Genomic DNA, 17,834 nt, shown 5'->3' on the forward strand with positions numbered 1-17,834 from the left:
TCAGCCGTCGAACAGCGCGGCTTCGGTGAAGGCGAGGTCGCCGAGCCGCGGCGGATGCGGGCCCTTGGCGTATTTGCGGCCCCGCCGTTCGGAGTACCAGCCGGCCAGGCGAGGCATGGGCGCGTTCGCATCGAAGCGGACCAGGAGTCCACCGCGCCGCGCCAGGAAGCGACCGACATTGCCGGCAAAGCGCACGAGATCGCCGATGTCCCGGGCATAGAGCAGCCGATACACCGGCACGACGTTCTTCACGAGGTGCCTCTGGAACACAAACGGATGGCTGTCCGCGCCGTCATGCACGACCAGGCTCAAACAGCCGAACCCGGCATGGTGCTGCAACAATTCGGTTTCGAAGTCGGAAAGCCCGGCGCTCTCGCCGTCGGCAAACAGCTGCACGCTCGCGCGCGGCACGGGTTTCGACAGCGTCAGCGCCGCATAGATCTGCCCGCGGCAATAGACCTGAAATCCCTGCGCCTCGACTTGCGGCCAGGTATGCGGCGCCGGCGTGATGTTGAAATAGGTCACGCTCTTGTCGCGGGTCGCCGCCCTCACGAGCAGCGAGCCGAAGGCGCGAAACGCGGGCTCGACATACCAGCTCGAGACATTGCACCGGACGATCGTCTCACGCCCCGCAAGCACCTCGGAGTACAAGAGCAGGATGACGCCAACCGGCGTGCCGCCCTGGTCGAGGCAATAGCCGTATGCCGGATAGGCCTGCGGGCGCGGCCGCGCCGCATGGCGCTGCAGGCCGCGCAACCAATAGTGTTCGTCGCGGAACGGAAAGCCGCGGCTCAACAGCGCGGCGATCGCGGCGAGATCGGCTGGCGCGATCTCGCGCACGCGGACGCCGGCGCGCGGCCTCTGCGCGCCATCGGCGCTATCTGCTCCAAGAGCGAGTTGCATTGCAGTGGCGCTCAATTCAGTTCCGCAAAGATCACCTTTGAAATCAGGCGTTATCAGCAATTCTAATCAAAGATGCCGATCTTTCGTGCGCAATCGCTCCCGGCGCTGATGTTTGCGTTAATCCAAGCTTGCGCAGCACCTGCCACTTGTCCTGATCCTGATAACCAGACGTTTACGACGAGCCGGCGCTCTAGCGCCGCGGCACGCGGATCATGTAGGTCTCGTTCTCATTGAGATCGTCGACCACAAAGCGGCCCCCCGTCGCAGGCAGGGCGCGCCGCAGTCCATCCCAGCCCCAGACCTCGATCCGCGTCGCCCATTCCGGCAGCTCGATCTCGACGGCGCGGCCCGGCCTGTCGGTCCATCCGGCGATGTTCTGCCAGACGATCAGCTCGGCGTCGGGACCGGACATCCGATAGAGCCCGCGCGTGCGGTCGATCGATGTGATCGTCATGTCGCCGGCCAGCTTCAGCACCGTCTCGAACACGCGCCCGCGCGCCTCGGGCACCCACGGATTTTCGCCTGCGGCCATCGCATAATGTGGGCCGTCGACGCGCGGCGTATCGCCGAGATTCCACGGAAAGGCCAGGATCATGCGCGGCGAATGACCGTCATTGCCGACCACAGCGATCTGGTCCCACACCGCGCTCAGAAACAGTCTTGCCGCGACGTCGGCCTCCTCCCAGGCGCCGGCGCGCGCCACATTGAATTCGGTGGTGTAGAAATTGAGGTCACGCCTCAGGCCCATCGCCTGCTTGATACGATCGAAGCAGGTCTGCACCGAGAAGGCGCGGCCGCGCGTCATCGGATACCAGCGATCATTGTAGTAAGTATGGAGGTCGATGCCGTCGAGGCGGCCGTCCTCGAGCAGGTCGGCGATCGCAGGTCCATAGCCGCGCAACGTCGCATCGCCATGCGAATTGCAGGTGGCGAAGCCGCCGGGCACCACACGCAAGCCGGCATCGACGCTATGGACGCCGTCAGCGAGGCCGGCGAGCGCGTCGTGATAGGCCTTTTGCGGGATCGTGGCCTGCACGTCCGGCTCGTTGATCGCCGTGAAGATCGTGGCACCGAAATTGGCGATGCCGTTCTCCAGGCTCCAATCACCGTTGGGCCGGAAACGCCGCGCCATTGCCTGGCCGGCGGCGAACCAATCCTGATAGGAGCCGATCGGCTGCGGCGGATCGAGGAACTGATAGCTGCCTTCGTATTCGAGCAGGATCACCGGCGTGATGCCGTTGGCATAGGCCTCGCGCATCGCCGCGTCGAAATCGTGCGGCGTCGGTACGCGCTGGCGCGTCCGCCAGCCATAGGAGTCCATCCGGCCCATTCCGGCGCCGACCCCATGCAGGGCCTCGTAGAGCTGCGCGCTTTGGCCGGCGAGATGGGTCACGAGATTGCCGCCGCCGACGCGGTCGCGCAGCCGCGGCCCGATCATGTCGTTCGCGAAGGCCGTCGGTATCGCCGGCAAAACCAGCCCCAACAGGACCGTACTGATCAGCAGCAGTTGAGAGCGACGTCGCACTGATCGGCCTCACATCGGCAATGCCGGCGCCTGCAGGTTACGACGGACGACCGATGCCGAGCGGCTGCAGCGGCTTGACACGCGTGGCCTCCCTGTCGCTGGCCGCGGCGCGGCAGGCGGTCTCGATCGCGGTTGCGACCGCATCATAGGTGAAACGCGACAGCACGTTGGCGCGCGCCGCGGATGCCTTCGCCCGCAGCGTGGCGGGGTCGGCGGCCAGCTTCTCGAGAAGCCGGCGGAGGCTGTCCGGATCGTGCTCCGGCACGATCCAGCCGCCCTCGCCGACGACGTCGGGAATCGCGCCACAGGTCGATCCGATCACCGGAATGCCGCAGGCCTGGGCTTCGATGATCACCCGCCCGAACTGTTCGCGCACCACGTTGGTGGTGCGGGTCAAAAGCACCAGCGCATCGAGGCTCTGCAGAAAGGCGGCAACCTGTTGCGGCGGACCCCAGCCGCGGAATGTCACGCGATCAGCAAGCCCAAGCGTCTCGACGCGCTGGCGCAGCCGCGCGTGGTCAGGACCCTCGCCCATGATGTCGAGCACCACGGGCGCCGCGCTGTGCGCGATCGCCTCCAGCGCGTCGTCTAACCCTTTTTCCTCGACCAGCCGGCCGACATAGCCGATCGTGAGCGGCCGGGTGCGCGGCGTGCTGACCGGCTCGGCGTTGGGCACGAAGGTTGCGAGATCGACGCCATAGCCGATCGGCGTCACCGGCCCGGCATACCCCCGCGCGCGCACCACTGACGTCGCGTCGGGACTGCGCGACAGGATGTGGTCGGTGCGCGCCAGCACGAAGCGCCTGATGGTCTCGAATGGCGGCGGCAGTCGCTTGAGGATGTTCTGATCGACCTCGAGCACGACGGCCGCGCGGCGCCGCGAGAGCTGCGCCTGGAGCGCGACAATGCTCCACGGCTCCTCCCACAAATGGATCACGTCGGGATCGATCTCGGCCAGCAGCCGCCGCAGCGCCGGATAGAAGTGCAGGTACCATTTCATCGGGCCGGCCTGCGGCAGACGGATCGGCAGCACATGGACTGAGAAGCCGTCGGCGCGCGGCGGCTCGGCGACGATGGTGCGACCGAACTCCTTCCAGACGGCCGGCATCACCAGGTGCAGATCGATATTGGCCTTGGCCGCGAGATGGCGGTAACGCAAGCGTCCGGCTTCGCTGCTCGCGGCCGGATGCGCAATGGAGACGATCCGTAAACGCGCCCGACTAGACACGGCCGATCACCCTGGCTGCCGTGCCGCTCAGGCCGGTGAGATGCATTTCCATGGTTGCGAGATGGCGATGCGCGCCATTGATGGTGTTGCGCGGCAATGAGAACGCATCCTGCCCGTGACGCAGCAGCCCCTTGCGCGTCGTCGCGGCGCTGGCGAATCCCGCCTGGCGCGCCAGCGCGAAATCGCGCGGGCCGCAATCGGTCGCGCGGCCGTATGGAAATGCGAAATGCTGCACCTCGATGCCGAGCCGCTCGTTCAGGCGGCGGCGCGACCGGGACAGCTCGGCCAAGGCCGCTGCCGCGGTCACCGCCGAAATCCGTGCATGCGTCACGGTGTGGGCGCCGATCTCGACCAGCGGATCCCGTGCCAGCTCCTGCAGCATGTCCCAGGAGATCGCGTGCTTCCAATGCATCGCCTCGACATCGATGGCGTTTGCCGCACAGAAATCGGCGTAGAGCCCGCCCGCGTCGGGACCGTCCCAGGACGCCGCGATGCGCGCAAAGGCGCCACGCCGCTGGTCGGGTGTGCCGAGCGCGAGGCTTTCGCCGTCGACCTCGACGCGGTCACGATGCAGCAGCACGTCCTCGAGTCCGGCCGTCCACAGCGGCAGCGTGCCGTCGGGAATTCCCGTGGTCACGAACAGCGTGATCGGCACATTGTGCCGGCGGAACAGTGGCACCACCCTTTCGAAGCTGTCGCGATAGCAATCATCGATCGAGAAATTGACGTAGCGGCTGTGATCATGGCGATCGGCCGCGCGACGCAGCCCCTCGCTGACGGTCACGACGTCCCAACGCTGGGCACGCAGATAGGTCAGGAACTGATCGAGAAAGCCGAGGTCGAGATGGAAGTCGCGGTTCGGCAGCCGCTCCCACACCTCAGACGGAGCGGCGCGATGGAAAGTCAAAAAGCAGCCGCGCGGGCCCAGCACCCGATCGGCCGCCTTGGTGAATGGCAGGACGAAGGCGCTGGAGGCCATCATGGCCTTTGTGGTCGCAACAGCTAGGAGGCTCAACTCAACTGCCCCTTCACGTTGGATAATCTCCGGATCTGCCTGAGCGCAGTGCCGAGTGCGGTCGGCATCAGAAGAGCGACGGCGACAGCGAGGCAAACAAGATAGGTGCAGCCGCCGACCAGCAGACGCGGCAGCAAGCCGGCAACCGAACTCTGAATCAGTTGCCCCAGCGCCATCATCAGCAGGGCCGGCACCAGCGCGGTGCCGATCAGCGTCAGGACCTTTCTGCGCTCGCCGAGCACGAGCACCACGCCGAGCAGGAGAACGATGCTGCGGAGCGCCTCACCGATGCCGAGCAGCTGCATGCCCGCGGCGGGCCCGGGCGCGAACAGCGGGGCGAGCAGGTTGAAGCCGATATTGACGAGGTAGCCGCACACGATGATCAGTGCGGCGGCGCCGTTGCGGCCGGCGCCGTTGAGCAGGCGGATCAGAATCCAGCCGAGCGTCGCGGCCCAGACGCCGCAGGCGATGCCTTTCAGCGCATGCGAGGTCAGGAGCAGCGCCTCGTCGCCGAAGGCACCGCGGAAATAGATCAGCCGCACGATGTCGGTCGAGAACATCAGCAGGAACGCAGACGCCGGCAAGGTCAAGGCCAATAACGGCCGCAGCAATGCGTCGAGCTGGCTGCGCGGATCGCGGGGCGCATGATGCGAAAGCACGGCCATGCCGAGTGGCTGGCTGATCAGCAGCAGCGCGCTCTCGGTCAGCGATCGCGCATAGTCGAGCGAAGCCACCGCGCCGGTGGTCAGCCGCGACGCCGTGAGCCGTTCGATCCAGATATTGCCCTGCTCGGCGAGCGGCAGCGCGAGCAGCACGCGCAATCTGCGGAAGAAGTCGGCGGCCTTGGCGAGAATGATCGGCACCGTGAGGCCGGAGAAGCTGAGCACGCCCTCACGCCACATCGTATACAGGCCCCACAGCGCCAGAACGTTGAAGGCAATGGTGAAGGCGCAGGCCAGGAAGTAGGCGTTGCCCGTGAGCATCAGGAGCGCGATGCCGGCGAGCACGGCGACGTTCAGCAGGCTGGCGCGGAGGTTGGTCAGCCGGGTGCGACCGAGCGCGATTTCGCCTGCGGCCAGCACATTGAGGACGGCAGACGCCGGCATGCCGAACGCCATCATGCGCACAAAGCGCAAGGTCAGCTCACGGCCTTCGACGGAGAAGCCACCGACGATCGCATTGACCCAGATCTCGCCGAGCAACAGAACAGCCAGCATGATCAACGCCGAGATCAGCGCGATGACAGCGGTGAGCGCGCCGAGGCTGCGCGAGGGGTTCTCGCCCTGCAGCGCCTCCCGATGCATCGGGATCATGATCGCCGGCACGCTCTCATTCTGCAGGAATGCCAGCGGGATCAGCACCGCCGTTGTCGCGGAGCGGAAACCGTCGGCGATCAGCGAGGCGCCGAGCACATGCGCCATCATGACCTCGCGCGCGAAGCCGAGCAGCTTGCTTGCCAGCGCGCCGCTGATCAGAAGCGCGCTGAAGCGCCGCAATGACTGGCCGCTCGCGCTCATGCGGCGCCCTCTTTGGGCTGCTTCGGCGCCAGCAGGACGGCAAAGGTCCAGAACAGGAAGCCGCTTTCGCCGGAAGTGATGTTGGCGAGCGGGAATTGCGCCAGCGCGCCGAGCGCGAGCGCACCGACGATGACGGCCTCTGTGGTGCGATCCGACAGCGCAGCGCCCACCGCATTGCCGACCGCCCACAGCAAAGCGGCGAGGCAGACGCCGCCGACCACGATGCCCATCGATACCCAACACGCGATGATCATGCCGTCGATCGGCATGGCGCCGGCCGAGCCGACATCAGTGATGGTGAAACCGGATCCGAACAGCGAGCTGTCCGGCAGATTCCACAGCGTGATGAATTCCTCGAGCCGCTCCTGCGCGCTGCCGTCCTTCGTCCCCTCGCCGAGCGAAGACAGGCGCTCAGCGACCACGTCGCCGAACGGCGTCAGGGTCGCCGCGAGCACGACCGCGACCGCAATGCCGAGCAGGATCATGCCGGCACGCCGCCGGGTCTGCACGAACACGAGGCCAAACAGGATTCCCACCGCAAGCGAGATCCACGCGGTGCGGTACATCGAGAGCAGAAAGCCGAGCACCGCAGGCACGCTCAGCAGCATGGCGGGCCATGGCCGCTTCGAGAAGGCGATCAGCAGCAGCCCGGTCGCGGTGAAGCTCGCATAGACCGCCGGCGCATTCATGGTGCTGAAGGAGCGTACGCCGTAGGGCACCGGCTGGCCGATCGACAGGATCGGCGCGAACTCCATCCAGTAGCGATCCCAATCCGGCGGATCGACATATTGGTAGATCGCGTAAAGACCCGTGACGGGGAGGATGATGCGGAACGCCGACGCGGCCGCCTCGAGCAGTGCGCTGCGATCGGCGCTGAGCATGAGCACAGCGGCATAGAGCAGCGGCGCGAGCCATTTCAGCGGACCGGATGCCGCATTGGTCCAATCGGCCTGGGCGAGCGACAGCAGGCCCGCATAGACGACGCAGGCCGCAACGATGCCGAGCGGCCAAAGCCAGCCTGCCCGCGCCTCGCGCTGCCCTAGCAATCGCGGCAAATGGATCGCCGGGATGAGGATCGCGACCAGCGGTCCGATCAGCATCAGGCCGAGCTGATCAAAGCCTGCGGCAACATCGACCATTCGCCGCACGAACGGGGCGAATGCAAACAGCATCAGCGCCGCCTGCAGATGCGCGGCCGGGCCCTGGCGCCAAGCGTACCAGCCGACGCCGCCGCAGGCGATCACGAAACCAAGCCGCGCCAGGCTGCCGAGCGAACCGCCGAGCACGGCAGTGCCGAGCAGAACGAGCACGGCCACGCCCCATCCGGGGAGCTGCCAGGGCCGTGCGGCCGATGATGCGGCGAGACTTGTGCTCACGCCACCGCTCCCAGGCGGACCTTGGTGATCACCGCCCCGATCGCGTCGAGCATCCGCCCGAGACTGTACTCTGCACGTGCGCGCTGCGCGGCATAGTCGATTTGCGTTGCGACCTGTTCCGGCGTCGTCAGCACGGAGGTGATCGCAGCCGCCAAGGCGCGCGGATCGCCGGGCGGAATCAGTGTGCCGGCGCGACCGCGCTCCAGAATGTCCGGCGCGGCGCCGGCATCGGTCGCGATGACAGGCACGCCCGACAACATCGCCTCCACCAGCGTCCGGCCAAACGGCTCGGGATCGATCGATGGATGCACCATCACATCGACCGCCTGCATCAAGCTCGGCACATCGCTGCGATGACCAAGGAAATGCACGCGATCAACCAGGCCAAGTTCATCGGCCATCGCGCGCAGACGCGCCGCATAGTCCTGCTCGCCAAACAGAGCATCGCCGACAATGATGCAGCCGACATCTGGAAGGCGCGCGAGCGCTTCGAGCAGCACGTGCTGCCCCTTCCATGGCGCGAGCCGGCTGAACACGCCGACCAGCGGACCGGCCGGGAGGCCGAACCGCTGCCTGAGCTCGCTACGCAACGTCCGCTCGGACTGCAGGTCGATGCCGTTGGGCACGACCTCGACCAGACCGCGCCGCCCGCCCGCATCGACAAAGGCCGCCGCCGCCGCCTCCGAGGGGACGATCACCTTCATGGCGCACATGTTCGCCAGCAGAACCTGCATGCGGCGCTGCGCGGCGCCGAAATGCGCGCTGCTGATGATGTCGTGGAGATGCCAGATCAGCGGCCGCCGCACCAGCACATTGGCGATCGCGGCCAGCACAAACGCCTTCTGCGAATTGGCATAGACGAAGTCATGCTCCCGCGCGGCTCTCGCGATCTCCACGACAATGGCCGCAAGCCGGCCAGCGAGCGGCAGCGCCGACAGCACGGAGCTGTCGCGGCGGAAGCGCGACAGACCACTGCCATGCTGTGAGGTGATGAGCTTCAATCCGCGCGCGGCCAGCGCCGCGCTCAACGGGCCGGTCTCGAACAGGAATGCAGAGGCGTTATGCCGGCTCGTGACGACATCAAGCAGGATCAGCTCGGCGCCGCCGATCTGGCCGGTATGATCCACGAACAGCACACGTTCGTTCGACATCACCCTGCCCTGGCATAAGCATCTGTTGCGATGAATGTCGCTTGCGGCGGACAAGCGCGTTCCGCCTCGGTCATCGTGACGACGACGCCCACATGGCCGGCGCCCAACGCCTTGATGCGGCTGATCGCCGAGACCACCGGCTCAATGACCGGCCGATCGTTCCTGACGCAAAGCACCGCCCAATCCATCCCGGAGAGATATTGGCTGTTCGGCGCGGGCAGCACGCTGTCAATCAGGACCACGTCATAGGCCTCGAATCCGGATAGCAGCTCCGCAAACTTCGCACCAAACAGCAGGTCCGCGGTCGGCACAGTCCCCTGCCCCAGCGGCAGCACATCCAGATTCGGATGCTCCGTCCTGGTCACGGCGTCGGTGACCGCGGTCGCTCCGGACAGCACGCCGATCAATCCGGGGCCGGGCGGCAGCGACAACACTTGCGCGACATTCGGGTGGAGCGGCTCGCATTCGACGATCAGCACCCGGCGGCCTGCGGCAGCGAGATGCTCGGCGAGTGCGCATACGATGGTTGTCTTGCCCTCACCGCTTTCCGGCGACGTCACGACGATCCGCCGCGTCTGCCCAGACTCGCGGATCGCGAGTTCCCGCACCAGCGTACGAATGCCCGCCTGAAACTCTGCGTCCTCCGAAGCGAGCCGCAGCGCCTGTGGAATGGCGAGGTTGCGATAATCCTGGAGGATGGCGCCGACGGCCGATAACTGCCGCAACGACTTGAGCCGCGGCAGGCACGCAAGGATCGGCACGCCAGCGATCTCAGGCAAATCCGGCCTTTGCGCATCCGCAGCAGAGGGATCAGGCACACGCGCGGCCTCTTCTGGCGCGAGCGCCGGCCCCTGCGCGATCTCTGCAACCTCGCGCGCAGGCGGTTGCACGGGTTCGGGCACAGCTGGCGCCGCTTCCCCGCTCGCAGGTGGCGCGACCCGGTCCGCCAGCAACGCCGCACCGACGCCGAAGATCAACGCCAGCGTCGCGCCGGCAGCCAGGAACGGGATCTTCTTCGGGAAGAAAGGTTTGTTCGGCAGCTCGGCGAGGCTGACCAGCCGGGTGCTGCCGCGCAAAACCCGCCGCTCGGTCTCGAGCTCGCTCGCCTTCTTGTACAGTTCGGCATATTGCTGGCGCTTGATCTCGGTGTCGCGCACCATGCTCTCGATCGAGGCTTCATCGAGCGTCGCCGAACCGGCCTCGGCCTTCGCGCCGTCCATCTGCCTCTTCAGCGAATTCACCAGCGCATCGTTGGCGTCGTAGGCCTTCTTGGCGCTCGCGGCGATGTTCTGCATCTCGTCGACCAGCCGTTGCTGGACCATCGCCTGTTCGCGGCTCAGCGACAGGATCGAGGGATGTTTCGGCCCGAGCATGGTGGCCGCACTGGCCAGCTGCGCGCTGACCGCAGTGAGCTGCTGCTTCAGATCCGCGATGGTGCGGCTCGCCAGCACCGAGGGCGCATCTGTCGGCCCCCGCTCCTGCTCCGACTTGATCTCCTGCAGCCGCGCGGCAGCTTCAGCGCGCGCGGCTTCGGCCTGCGAGAGCTGCTGGCCGATGCTGGTCAACCGCTCCGACGAGATCGGGGCGTTGGCGCCGCGCATCAGGCCCTTGGTCCTGCGGAACTGCTGGATCTTCTCGTCGGCCGCGCGAAGCTGCTGATCGAGCTGTTTCAGCTCCTGCCAGATCCAGGAGCTCGCGACCTCGCGGCTGTTGGCGCCCTCGTTGCGCTGGTCGTCGAGAAACACCTGGGTCAGCGCGTTCGCGAGCGTCTGCGCCGTCTCGGGAAGACTCGACTGGTAGGAGATGTTGATGACGCGCGAGCGGCCCGCCGACGCGACGCTGAAACGGTTGTCGACGTGGTCGATGAAGGCGCTGGGATCGGTGGCAAGCTTGTCGCAGCTCACGCCACCGCCTATCCATCGGCCACGTTCACACTCCTTGACCACAGCCGGGATGACACCCGGCGCGCTCATCACCAGCCTCAGCAGCCGTGGCGAGCGGATGACGAGCAGCTGGCTCTCGAGGTCTGCGGGATCGCCGACCTTCTGAGCCCAGGCCGGGGACATGCTGGCGGCAGCGCCAGGCTCCTGTTCGGCGACGATGACGGACGCGGTCGCGAGATAGCGCACCGGCAGCACGATCAATGCGAGGACGGCAAGTCCGAGGACCGCCGCGGCCACCGCGCCCAACACGCGACGGCGCCGCCACAGGCTGCCGAGGGCCGCAAGACCGGACAGGCTATCGGACATGCTCGCGTGCCTCATCTTCCTGGTCTCGCTCCGACGACACCGTTTACGCGATCAGCCGTGCGGCGCGACGCTGGTCCCCCGCATGGAAACGCTCGAGCTCTTCATTCACGGCCGCGACGAACTGGCTGCGGAAGCGCTCAGCAGAAAACACGGCGGCCCGCTGCCGGCAGTCGAGCCGCGAGATCGTCTTTTCCTTGCCGAGGAACGTGCGCACGCATTCAGCAATCGAGCTCGGATCGGCGGCGTCGAAGAACATTCCGGTCGGCCGCGCACCATTTGTCAGGATCGACTCGCGTGCGCCGCCGCGGCCGAGCGCCAGCACCGGCGCGCCTTCAGACTGCGCCTCGATGAGAACGATGCCGAAATCCTCCTCCGCCGCAAACACGAAGGCCCGCGCAGTGGTCATGAGATCGCGCAGCTGTCTATCCGGAACGAAGCCGACAAACTTGATATTCGGCCGCGCGATCGCCTTCAGCTTTTCTGCTTCCGGCCCATCTCCGGCAACGATCAGCTCCAGATCGGGCAGCTCGTTGAACGCCCGAACGATCGGCTCGATGCGCTTGTACGGAACGAGCCTGCTCGCGGCGAGGAAGTGATTGCCGACCGGCAGGATGGCATCGCGATTGGCGATGGACACCGGCGGATAGATCACCTTGGCTTCACGCCCATAGGTCTTCTTGATCCGGCGGGCGACGAATTGCGAGTTCGTGAAGATCGCATCGGGGCCGTGGGCGGTGCGCGCGTCCCAGATCCGCATCTTGTGCAACAGCAGCCGCGCCATGATCCCCTTCAGGCCGGTCGCGTAACCGCTTTCGTTCAGATAGACGTGCTGCAGATCCCAGGCATAGCGCATCGGCGAGTGCACATAGGCAATATGAAGCTGCTCCGGGCCGGTCAGCACGCCCTTGGCGACCGCACAACTGCTCGAGATGACGAGGTCGTAACCGGACAGATCGAATTGCTCGATCGCAAGCGGCATCAGCGGCAGGTAGGACCGGTGGTGCTTGCGCAGGAACGGCATCTTCTGCAGGAAGCTGGTGTGCGAGCTCTCAAAGCCCAGCTTGCGACGTTGCTCAGGGCGGAGAAGGTCGAACAGCGTGAAGACGTCGGCATTCGGATAGCAGCGGAGGATTTCGCGCAACACCTGCTCGGCACCGCCCAGGACGTATAACCAGTCGTGAACGATAGCGACGCGCATCGCGGACTCCGAATTCCAGGGCAATTTAACAAAACCCTTAATGGAGGTACCCAAGCGCACAACCCAATCCTAAATTCCTAGTTAATCGCTCTTGGCTTCACATCTGCTTTCTTGGAGTTAGCAGGTAAGGAAATGGAAAGGACTTGAGCAGGCGCTCGCATCATCTTGGAACATTTGTGTGCCGAGAACAGACCGGCGCAAGGAACGGTCCTGTTCTGACACGCCTTGCTCATCATAGAATTTTTAGATTAACGGCCCATTGCTTGCGGTGGACCTTCGGCACACGGACCACGCGCAAGATACACAGACTCGAAGCTCAATGACGCGCCGTTCGTATCAGGCCCGCTCGACTGCCAGAGCGAACCGGTAGCCTGCGCCGCGCTCGGTCAAGATGATCTCCGGTGTCCGGGGGTCGGCCTCGAGCTTGCGACGGAGACCCAGGATATGGACGTCGATACAAGCTTCGCGGTCACAGTCGTGGACACAAATTGCCCGCGCGAGATAGTCCCGCGACAGTGCTCGGTAAGGAGAGTCGAGGAATGCGACCAACAATGAAAATTCTCCGCTCGTGAGCGCAACGGACGCGCCGTCAGGCGCAATCAGATGCTCGCTCTGCAGATCGAGTTGCCAATCGCCGAAGCGGTAGCAACCATGGTCTGAATTCCGGCGAGGCGTCCCTGCTGCAAGCTCGCCCTGCGCACGGCCGACATCGATCGGCACGACCCGGGCCGCAAACGCGTGCACGGTACTCATGATGTTTCTCGCTTTCTCACCCGGCCCTGTCGGATGGCTCGCTTCGCTCTCAAGCTTCGTCATCAGCGGTCGCCTCGCGGGCGCGCGGCCGATCGTCCGTCGACGGGCACAGAATGCAGCCTCAACATGCTCACCTCCACGACACACCCGCCAGCCTCGGTTCGGCCCCATTTAGCGCCTCGACGTGACCGGCGCTCGTTAAGTGTTGTGAAGTGTTGGGACTCGGCTTGGGCCGCAGCGCAAGGGCGGCTCCGCATGAACGAATTGCCGCGGAAAGACGCGAATCGGCGACGCCGCGGCCTCTATTCGATGAAAATCACGCTGCTCTAGGCGCGTCGTGTTCCGATAAACGGAACACCTTCGAGACAATGCCGCGCAGCGCGCAAGTCTGCGGTGTCGAAACCTTCGTCGAAACGTTGCAGGGTTTGGGCAAGAAGTTGCCTGGCCTGCGCCGACGAAGAACGCGACAGCAGGAACAGATCCATGGCCACCCGCAACTCCCATCCGAGCGAGGATTGGCTTCGGGACAGATCGAGCGCGGCGGTGAGGATGGACTCCACCTGATCGACACTGAACGTGCCGTCCGCGAGCAATATCCTTGCTTTGATGCGGAGAAATTCGGGCAGGTCAATGCCTCCGCCGCTCAGTTCCGCCTGACGGATCGCCTCCTCGATCGCTTCGCGCGCTTCGTCGACCCGATCCAGTTGCAGCAGGCCTTCGGCGAGCGCCCGCCTGAATGAGGCATCCTGAACGTGGTGATTCTCCGCCTGCAGGGCGTTCCGTGTTTTCCGGAGCAAAGCGACTCCCAGCGCCGGATTGTGCCTCAACGCCAATTCACCACGGAATCCCAGCCCAACTGCGTGGTAGGGCCGCAGATGATGCTGCTCCGCCTTCGCAATGAGCTGCTCGACCCGATGCGAGGCCTCCGTCCAGTCTCCGCGCCAAAGAAATACCTGGGCCGTGTAGATCAGAGAAATGCACTCATTGACCGGATTGCCGAGTAGCTTGGCTTCCTCGATCGCCTTCTCGGCGACTTCCACCGCGTGCTCGGGCCGGCCACGCAGCCAAAACGTGCGGGCCAGACCGACCATGGCGCGAATGCGATGGTCGTAACCGAACAATTTGGTGTTGATGTCAGGATTGGCTTCGGCTCTCACAAAGCCACATTCAAAATAGACCCGTGCCTTGGCCTGGTTGCCAAGCAGATGATGGGCAACGCCCAGCGTCCAATCGGCCGTGGCCAGGCCGGACTCATCACCCAGGGATTTCGCGATTTCCTCATATCGCTCGGCGATCTTCAACGCACCGCGAAAATTTGCGATCCGGGTGAGAAGGATATGACGCCCCGCCAACAGCCTCAGCTGCGACATCGGATCTCCCGCCGCTTCGGCGAGCTCCAGTCCCCGGCGTACCGCGTGTTGGACATCGGCGCCGTTGCCGCGCGTGAACATCCCGGCGATGGCCAGCGCCTCGCGCAGCTTCAACTCCAGCCGGCTGTCGCGAACGCTGCTGCCGAGGACGTCAAGCGCCCGGGCGCACCAGTGATGACAGTCGGCGAGCAGGGACAGCTCGATAAAGACCGGAGCCGCGGCTGCCGCTATCGGCACGGCGATGGCGGGATCACCGGTGTCGGAGAATGCCCAGCCGAGCGCGGTACGAATATTGCCGAGATTCTCGATCGCCACCTCACGCCCGCAACAGAGCGTTGCGTCTCCTTCGCGTCCGTTCCCGGAATTCAGCAAAGCTTCGATGTAGACCGCATGACGCCTCTGGATCGTCGCGTCCTCTCCCTGCTGGACCATCCTCTCGAAGGCGAAGGCGCGCGTGGTTTCCAGCAACCTGTATCGGGGCGAGCTCCATTCCGTCGACATCGTCAGCAGGGATTTCGCGGCAAGGCTTTCGATCAGACGAAGTGTCGTGGCCTCGGCATCGCCGGGTTCGGCGACTACGGCATGCGCCGCAGCGAGATCAAAACTGCCGACGAAGGCTGACAGCCGCCAGAAACAGCGGCGCTCTTCGTCAGACAGCAGATCGTAGCTCCACTCGATCAGCGCGTTCAGCGTCTGGTGGCGCTGGCTCGCGGTCCGCCGTCCGGGCCACGCCAGGCGGAAACGATCGTCGAGCAGCCTGGTCAGGCCGCGCAGGCCGTGAATCGCAACCTGGCTGGCGGCGAGTTCGGTCGCCAGCGCGTTGCCGTCGAGACGACGGCAGATCCCGGCAATCATCTCCGCGTTGTCGTCCGACAGCTCAAGCTCTGCGCCGGCCGCCACCGCGCGATTGACGAACAACGCGATCGCGGAAAATGTCTTGGCCTGCGCCGCCGTCAACCGCCTCTTGCCATCCGGGACATCGAGCGGCAGCAACCGATGAACATGTTCGCCTTCGACCCGAAGCGCCTCCCGGCTGGTTGCTAGAATGTGCACCTCGGTCGACTGGCTTGCGATCTGCTCGGCGAGCGCGGCGACCGTGGAGATCACGTGCTCGCAATTGTCGAACAGCAGGACAAGGCGCTTCTCTGCGAGGTGCGCGAGCAGCGCGTTGGTGACATCCGGTTCGTGGATACGGAGCCCAAGCGCCGAGGCGACGCTGGCCGGCACCAGTTGCGGCTCGCGAAGCACCGAGAGGTCGACAAACACGGCGGCGTCCGCGAACGTCCGGGAGAGCGCATGAGCAACGGCCAGCGCAACGGTCGTCTTTCCTGCGCCTCCGGGACCGACCACGGAAACGAACCGTGTCGCCAGCAACTGGTCGGCGAGAGTTTTGACGACGGCATCCCGGCCGACCATGCGCTTGACGGCCGCCGGCAGCCTGGCCGCCTCGAGCTGGCGTTCAGGCGCAGATTTCGGTCGGGCCTCGATCGGCTTGATCAGAGCGACGAAGCAATAACCGCGACCCGCAACATTGGCCACGTACCGCGCTTCGTTCTGGCCATCACCGAGCGTTTTGCGCAGGCCCTTGATGTGCACGCGGAGCGAGCTCTCATCGACGGCAAGGCCCGGCCAAACCTTCGCGATCAGCTCCTCCTTGCCGACCACCTCACCGGAGCGTGCGACGAGCGCAACGAGAATGTCGAGCGCGCGGTCACCGATCCGAAGCGGCACCCCTTCTTTGAGCAACAGCCGCCGCGCCGGATACAGGCTGAACGGGCCGAATTCAATTCCCGCATCCTCCTTGAGCTCGTGCGGCCCGATCATGGATGGTCCTTGAATTCCCCGGTCTGCTGATCTCATGCAGGTCCGAACGCGCAAGGCGGTTGAAGACAGAATACGACACGGTCACATGTAGTCAGTCCGTCGCGCCAATGCTCGGACAAAGCATTTGGAATGTGACCACAAGACGGTGCTATCGCGTGCTTTGGCACGAGGCGATCAAACTATCGTCGGATTTCTGCCTATCGAGGCAACTTATCTGTTCACAATATCGGCCGCGGCGGCGCCGGACCACCAAAACCATTCGATATCGACCAATCGACGGCCCACTTCATATCTGCAGCGGAGCTTGTGGGGACGGCATCACGACAAGATTTCGATCTGTCAAATTCCGGTTACAACCGTAACGAAGCATCCATCAACGACGCGAAGCTGACGCAGCTCGCGCGTTGATATTCACTGCTTGACCTGGAGCTTCTCGACGACGGCAAATGCGGCTTCCAGCCCTGGCTGCGCCTAATGCGGCCGCCTCACCCGCATGGCTCCGACCCGGCGGATGCCGAAATGTCCACGCAGGCTGAACGGCTCGCCCACCATCTCGAGCTCCGGCACGCGCGCGGCAAGCGCCGCCAGGCCTTCCTCCAGCTCAGCCCGCGCCAGCGCCTCCCCGAGGCAGCGATGCGGGCCAGCGCCGAACACCGGATGCAGGCGGACATGATCGGTGCGGTGGATGTCGAATACGTCAGGATCTTTGTAGACGCGTTCGTCGCGCAATGCCGAGATCAGCGCGAACGTGATGAGCTGTCCAGCCGGCAGCTTGACTCCGTCGAGATCGATATCCTCCTGGGCGAGCCGGCTGGTCGAAGCGACGCTCGGTTCGTAGCGGAGCGCCTCGTTGACCGCGGGGCGCACGAGCGCAGGATCCCGACAGACGGCCTGCCACTGGGCTCGATGCTGCAGCAGCGACGCGAGCTGAGACGCCATCGCACCACGCGTCGTGTCGGTGCCGCCGATAATCATCGTGATGACTTGCACGACGATTTCCGCCGGTGAAAGCTCGCCCTCCTGCTCCGCATCATGCAGGAAGGTGGAGAGGAAATCGTCCCGTGGTGCGGCTCGACGGTCGGCCAGAAGCTCTTCGGCATAGGTCCTCAGGCCGGTCATGTCCGCCTCCATGCCCGGAATATCCTCGGGCGCGTAGCTGAAGCTGAGCAGGCGGGAAGCACTGTAGGCGAGCTCGGTGAAGCGCGGGATGTCCCGTAGCGGCAGGCCGAGCAGGCCGGCAATGGCTTGCGCCGGCAACCGGCTCGCGAAGCCAACCACGAAATCGATCGTCTCGCCCGGCTCCCAGGCCTCGATCAGGTGCTCTGCGCTTCGACGCAGCTGTGGCCGCAACTCCGTCATCAGACGCGCGGCAAAGGCGCGGGTGAAGGGTGAGCGCCGGCGGCGATGCACGGCGCCGTCGGCGGTCAGCATGCCTTCGCTGAAGAATTCGAACAGCGTGCCCTCAGTGATGCCGCGCAGGCGCGCCAGCTCGGTCCCGAGAGGCCGCAGCCGCGCATCATTTATCAGGCGGTCGACATCCGTCGCGCGCAGGACCAGGAACCCGTATCCGTCGTGCGGGATCGCCGGTGTGAGCGCACGCCAATGCCGCATCACACCATGCGGATCCGCCTCCAGCTCGGCGATGGTGGGCGGCGCGCCCGGGGAAAGAGAGACGGTGCTGTTTGCGTGTGACATCGGCGGCCTCGCTTCATCTGGGCCTGCGAG

General features: G+C 65.2%; 13 protein-coding genes. 1 reads left to right on the forward strand and 12 read right to left on the reverse strand.

Features of this window, described 5'->3' with window-relative positions:
* From BRAS3843_RS33995 to BRAS3843_RS34050, 12 genes are all read right to left on the reverse strand, one after another.
* Positions 1-903 carry a hypothetical protein gene (locus BRAS3843_RS33995; protein ID WP_008973769.1) on the reverse strand — a complete coding sequence of 301 codons (903 nt, stop codon included), beginning with the start codon at positions 901-903 and terminating at the stop codon, positions 1-3.
* Positions 904-1,093: 190 nt separating this feature from the next.
* The gene (locus tag BRAS3843_RS34000; RefSeq protein WP_244425543.1) at positions 1,094-2,428 is read right to left on the reverse strand and encodes a hypothetical protein; all 1,335 of its coding nucleotides are present in this window, start codon (positions 2,426-2,428) and stop codon (positions 1,094-1,096) included.
* 37 nt (positions 2,429-2,465) lie between these two features.
* A complete protein-coding gene (locus tag BRAS3843_RS34005) occupies positions 2,466-3,656 on the reverse strand; it encodes a glycosyltransferase (RefSeq protein WP_008973771.1) in 1,191 nt (396 codons plus the stop codon).
* A complete protein-coding gene (locus BRAS3843_RS34010) occupies positions 3,649-4,671 on the reverse strand; it encodes a polysaccharide deacetylase family protein (protein ID WP_008973772.1) in 1,023 nt (340 codons plus the stop codon). Before BRAS3843_RS34010 ends, BRAS3843_RS34005 begins: the two co-directional genes overlap by 8 nt.
* Entirely contained in the window at positions 4,668-6,188 is a 1,521-nt protein-coding gene (locus tag BRAS3843_RS34015; RefSeq protein ID WP_008973773.1) for a lipid II flippase MurJ, read from the reverse strand. Before BRAS3843_RS34015 ends, BRAS3843_RS34010 begins: the two co-directional genes overlap by 4 nt.
* Positions 6,185-7,564, reverse strand: coding sequence for an O-antigen ligase family protein (locus BRAS3843_RS34020; protein ID WP_008973774.1), 1,380 nt, complete (start codon positions 7,562-7,564; stop codon positions 6,185-6,187). The genes BRAS3843_RS34015 and BRAS3843_RS34020 overlap by 4 nt, the downstream gene beginning before the upstream one ends.
* Positions 7,561-8,715, reverse strand: a complete 1,155-nt coding sequence (locus BRAS3843_RS34025) for a glycosyltransferase family 4 protein (RefSeq protein ID WP_035983710.1) — start codon at positions 8,713-8,715, stop codon at positions 7,561-7,563. The genes BRAS3843_RS34020 and BRAS3843_RS34025 overlap by 4 nt, the downstream gene beginning before the upstream one ends.
* On the reverse strand, positions 8,715-10,964 hold the full coding sequence (locus BRAS3843_RS34030) for a polysaccharide biosynthesis tyrosine autokinase (protein WP_008973776.1): 2,250 nt from the start codon (positions 10,962-10,964) through the stop codon (positions 8,715-8,717). Before BRAS3843_RS34030 ends, BRAS3843_RS34025 begins: the two co-directional genes overlap by 1 nt.
* 43 nt (positions 10,965-11,007) lie before the next feature.
* Positions 11,008-12,162, reverse strand: coding sequence for a glycosyltransferase (locus tag BRAS3843_RS34035; protein ID WP_008973777.1), 1,155 nt, complete (start codon positions 12,160-12,162; stop codon positions 11,008-11,010).
* 336 nt (positions 12,163-12,498) lie between these two features.
* Complete coding sequence (locus BRAS3843_RS39095; RefSeq protein ID WP_008973778.1) at positions 12,499-12,915, reverse strand: winged helix-turn-helix domain-containing protein; 417 nt, start codon at positions 12,913-12,915, stop codon at positions 12,499-12,501.
* A 326-nt stretch (positions 12,916-13,241) separates the two neighbouring features.
* Positions 13,242-16,109 carry a winged helix-turn-helix domain-containing protein gene (locus BRAS3843_RS34045; RefSeq protein WP_008973779.1) on the reverse strand — a complete coding sequence of 956 codons (2,868 nt, stop codon included), beginning with the start codon at positions 16,107-16,109 and terminating at the stop codon, positions 13,242-13,244.
* Between the two features lie 471 nt (positions 16,110-16,580).
* Positions 16,581-17,540, reverse strand: coding sequence for a cytochrome P450 (locus tag BRAS3843_RS34050; protein WP_244425544.1), 960 nt, complete (start codon positions 17,538-17,540; stop codon positions 16,581-16,583).
* On the opposite strand from BRAS3843_RS34050, the gene BRAS3843_RS42415 reads away from it, so the two are divergent.
* On the forward strand, positions 17,514-17,801 hold the full coding sequence (locus BRAS3843_RS42415) for a hypothetical protein (protein WP_244425545.1): 288 nt from the start codon (positions 17,514-17,516) through the stop codon (positions 17,799-17,801). The two genes, BRAS3843_RS34050 and BRAS3843_RS42415, sit on opposite strands and share 27 nt — an antisense overlap.
* Positions 17,802-17,834: the final 33 nt, after the last annotated feature.

Origin of the sequence: Bradyrhizobium sp. STM 3843, from assembly GCF_000239815.1 — a bacterium.
In the GTDB taxonomy this organism is placed as follows: domain Bacteria; phylum Pseudomonadota; class Alphaproteobacteria; order Rhizobiales; family Xanthobacteraceae; genus Bradyrhizobium.

Coding starts and splice junctions, on each gene's coding strand:
- BRAS3843_RS39095 (WP_008973778.1), bottom strand. CDS start 12,915: ATGAGTACCGTGCACGCGTTTGCGGCCCGGGTCGTGCCGATCGATGTC.
- BRAS3843_RS33995 (WP_008973769.1), bottom strand. CDS start 903: ATGCAACTCGCTCTTGGAGCAGATAGCGCCGATGGCGCGCAGAGGCCG.
- BRAS3843_RS34035 (WP_008973777.1), bottom strand. CDS start 12,162: ATGCGCGTCGCTATCGTTCACGACTGGTTATACGTCCTGGGCGGTGCC.
- BRAS3843_RS34030 (WP_008973776.1), bottom strand. CDS start 10,964: ATGTCCGATAGCCTGTCCGGTCTTGCGGCCCTCGGCAGCCTGTGGCGG.
- BRAS3843_RS34025 (WP_035983710.1), bottom strand. CDS start 8,715: ATGTCGAACGAACGTGTGCTGTTCGTGGATCATACCGGCCAGATCGGC.
- BRAS3843_RS34050 (WP_244425544.1), bottom strand. CDS start 17,540: ATGCTGACCGCCGACGGCGCCGTGCATCGCCGCCGGCGCTCACCCTTC.
- BRAS3843_RS42415 (WP_244425545.1), top strand. CDS start 17,514: ATGCACGGCGCCGTCGGCGGTCAGCATGCCTTCGCTGAAGAATTCGAA.
- BRAS3843_RS34015 (WP_008973773.1), bottom strand. CDS start 6,188: ATGAGCGCGAGCGGCCAGTCATTGCGGCGCTTCAGCGCGCTTCTGATC.
- BRAS3843_RS34045 (WP_008973779.1), bottom strand. CDS start 16,109: ATGATCGGGCCGCACGAGCTCAAGGAGGATGCGGGAATTGAATTCGGC.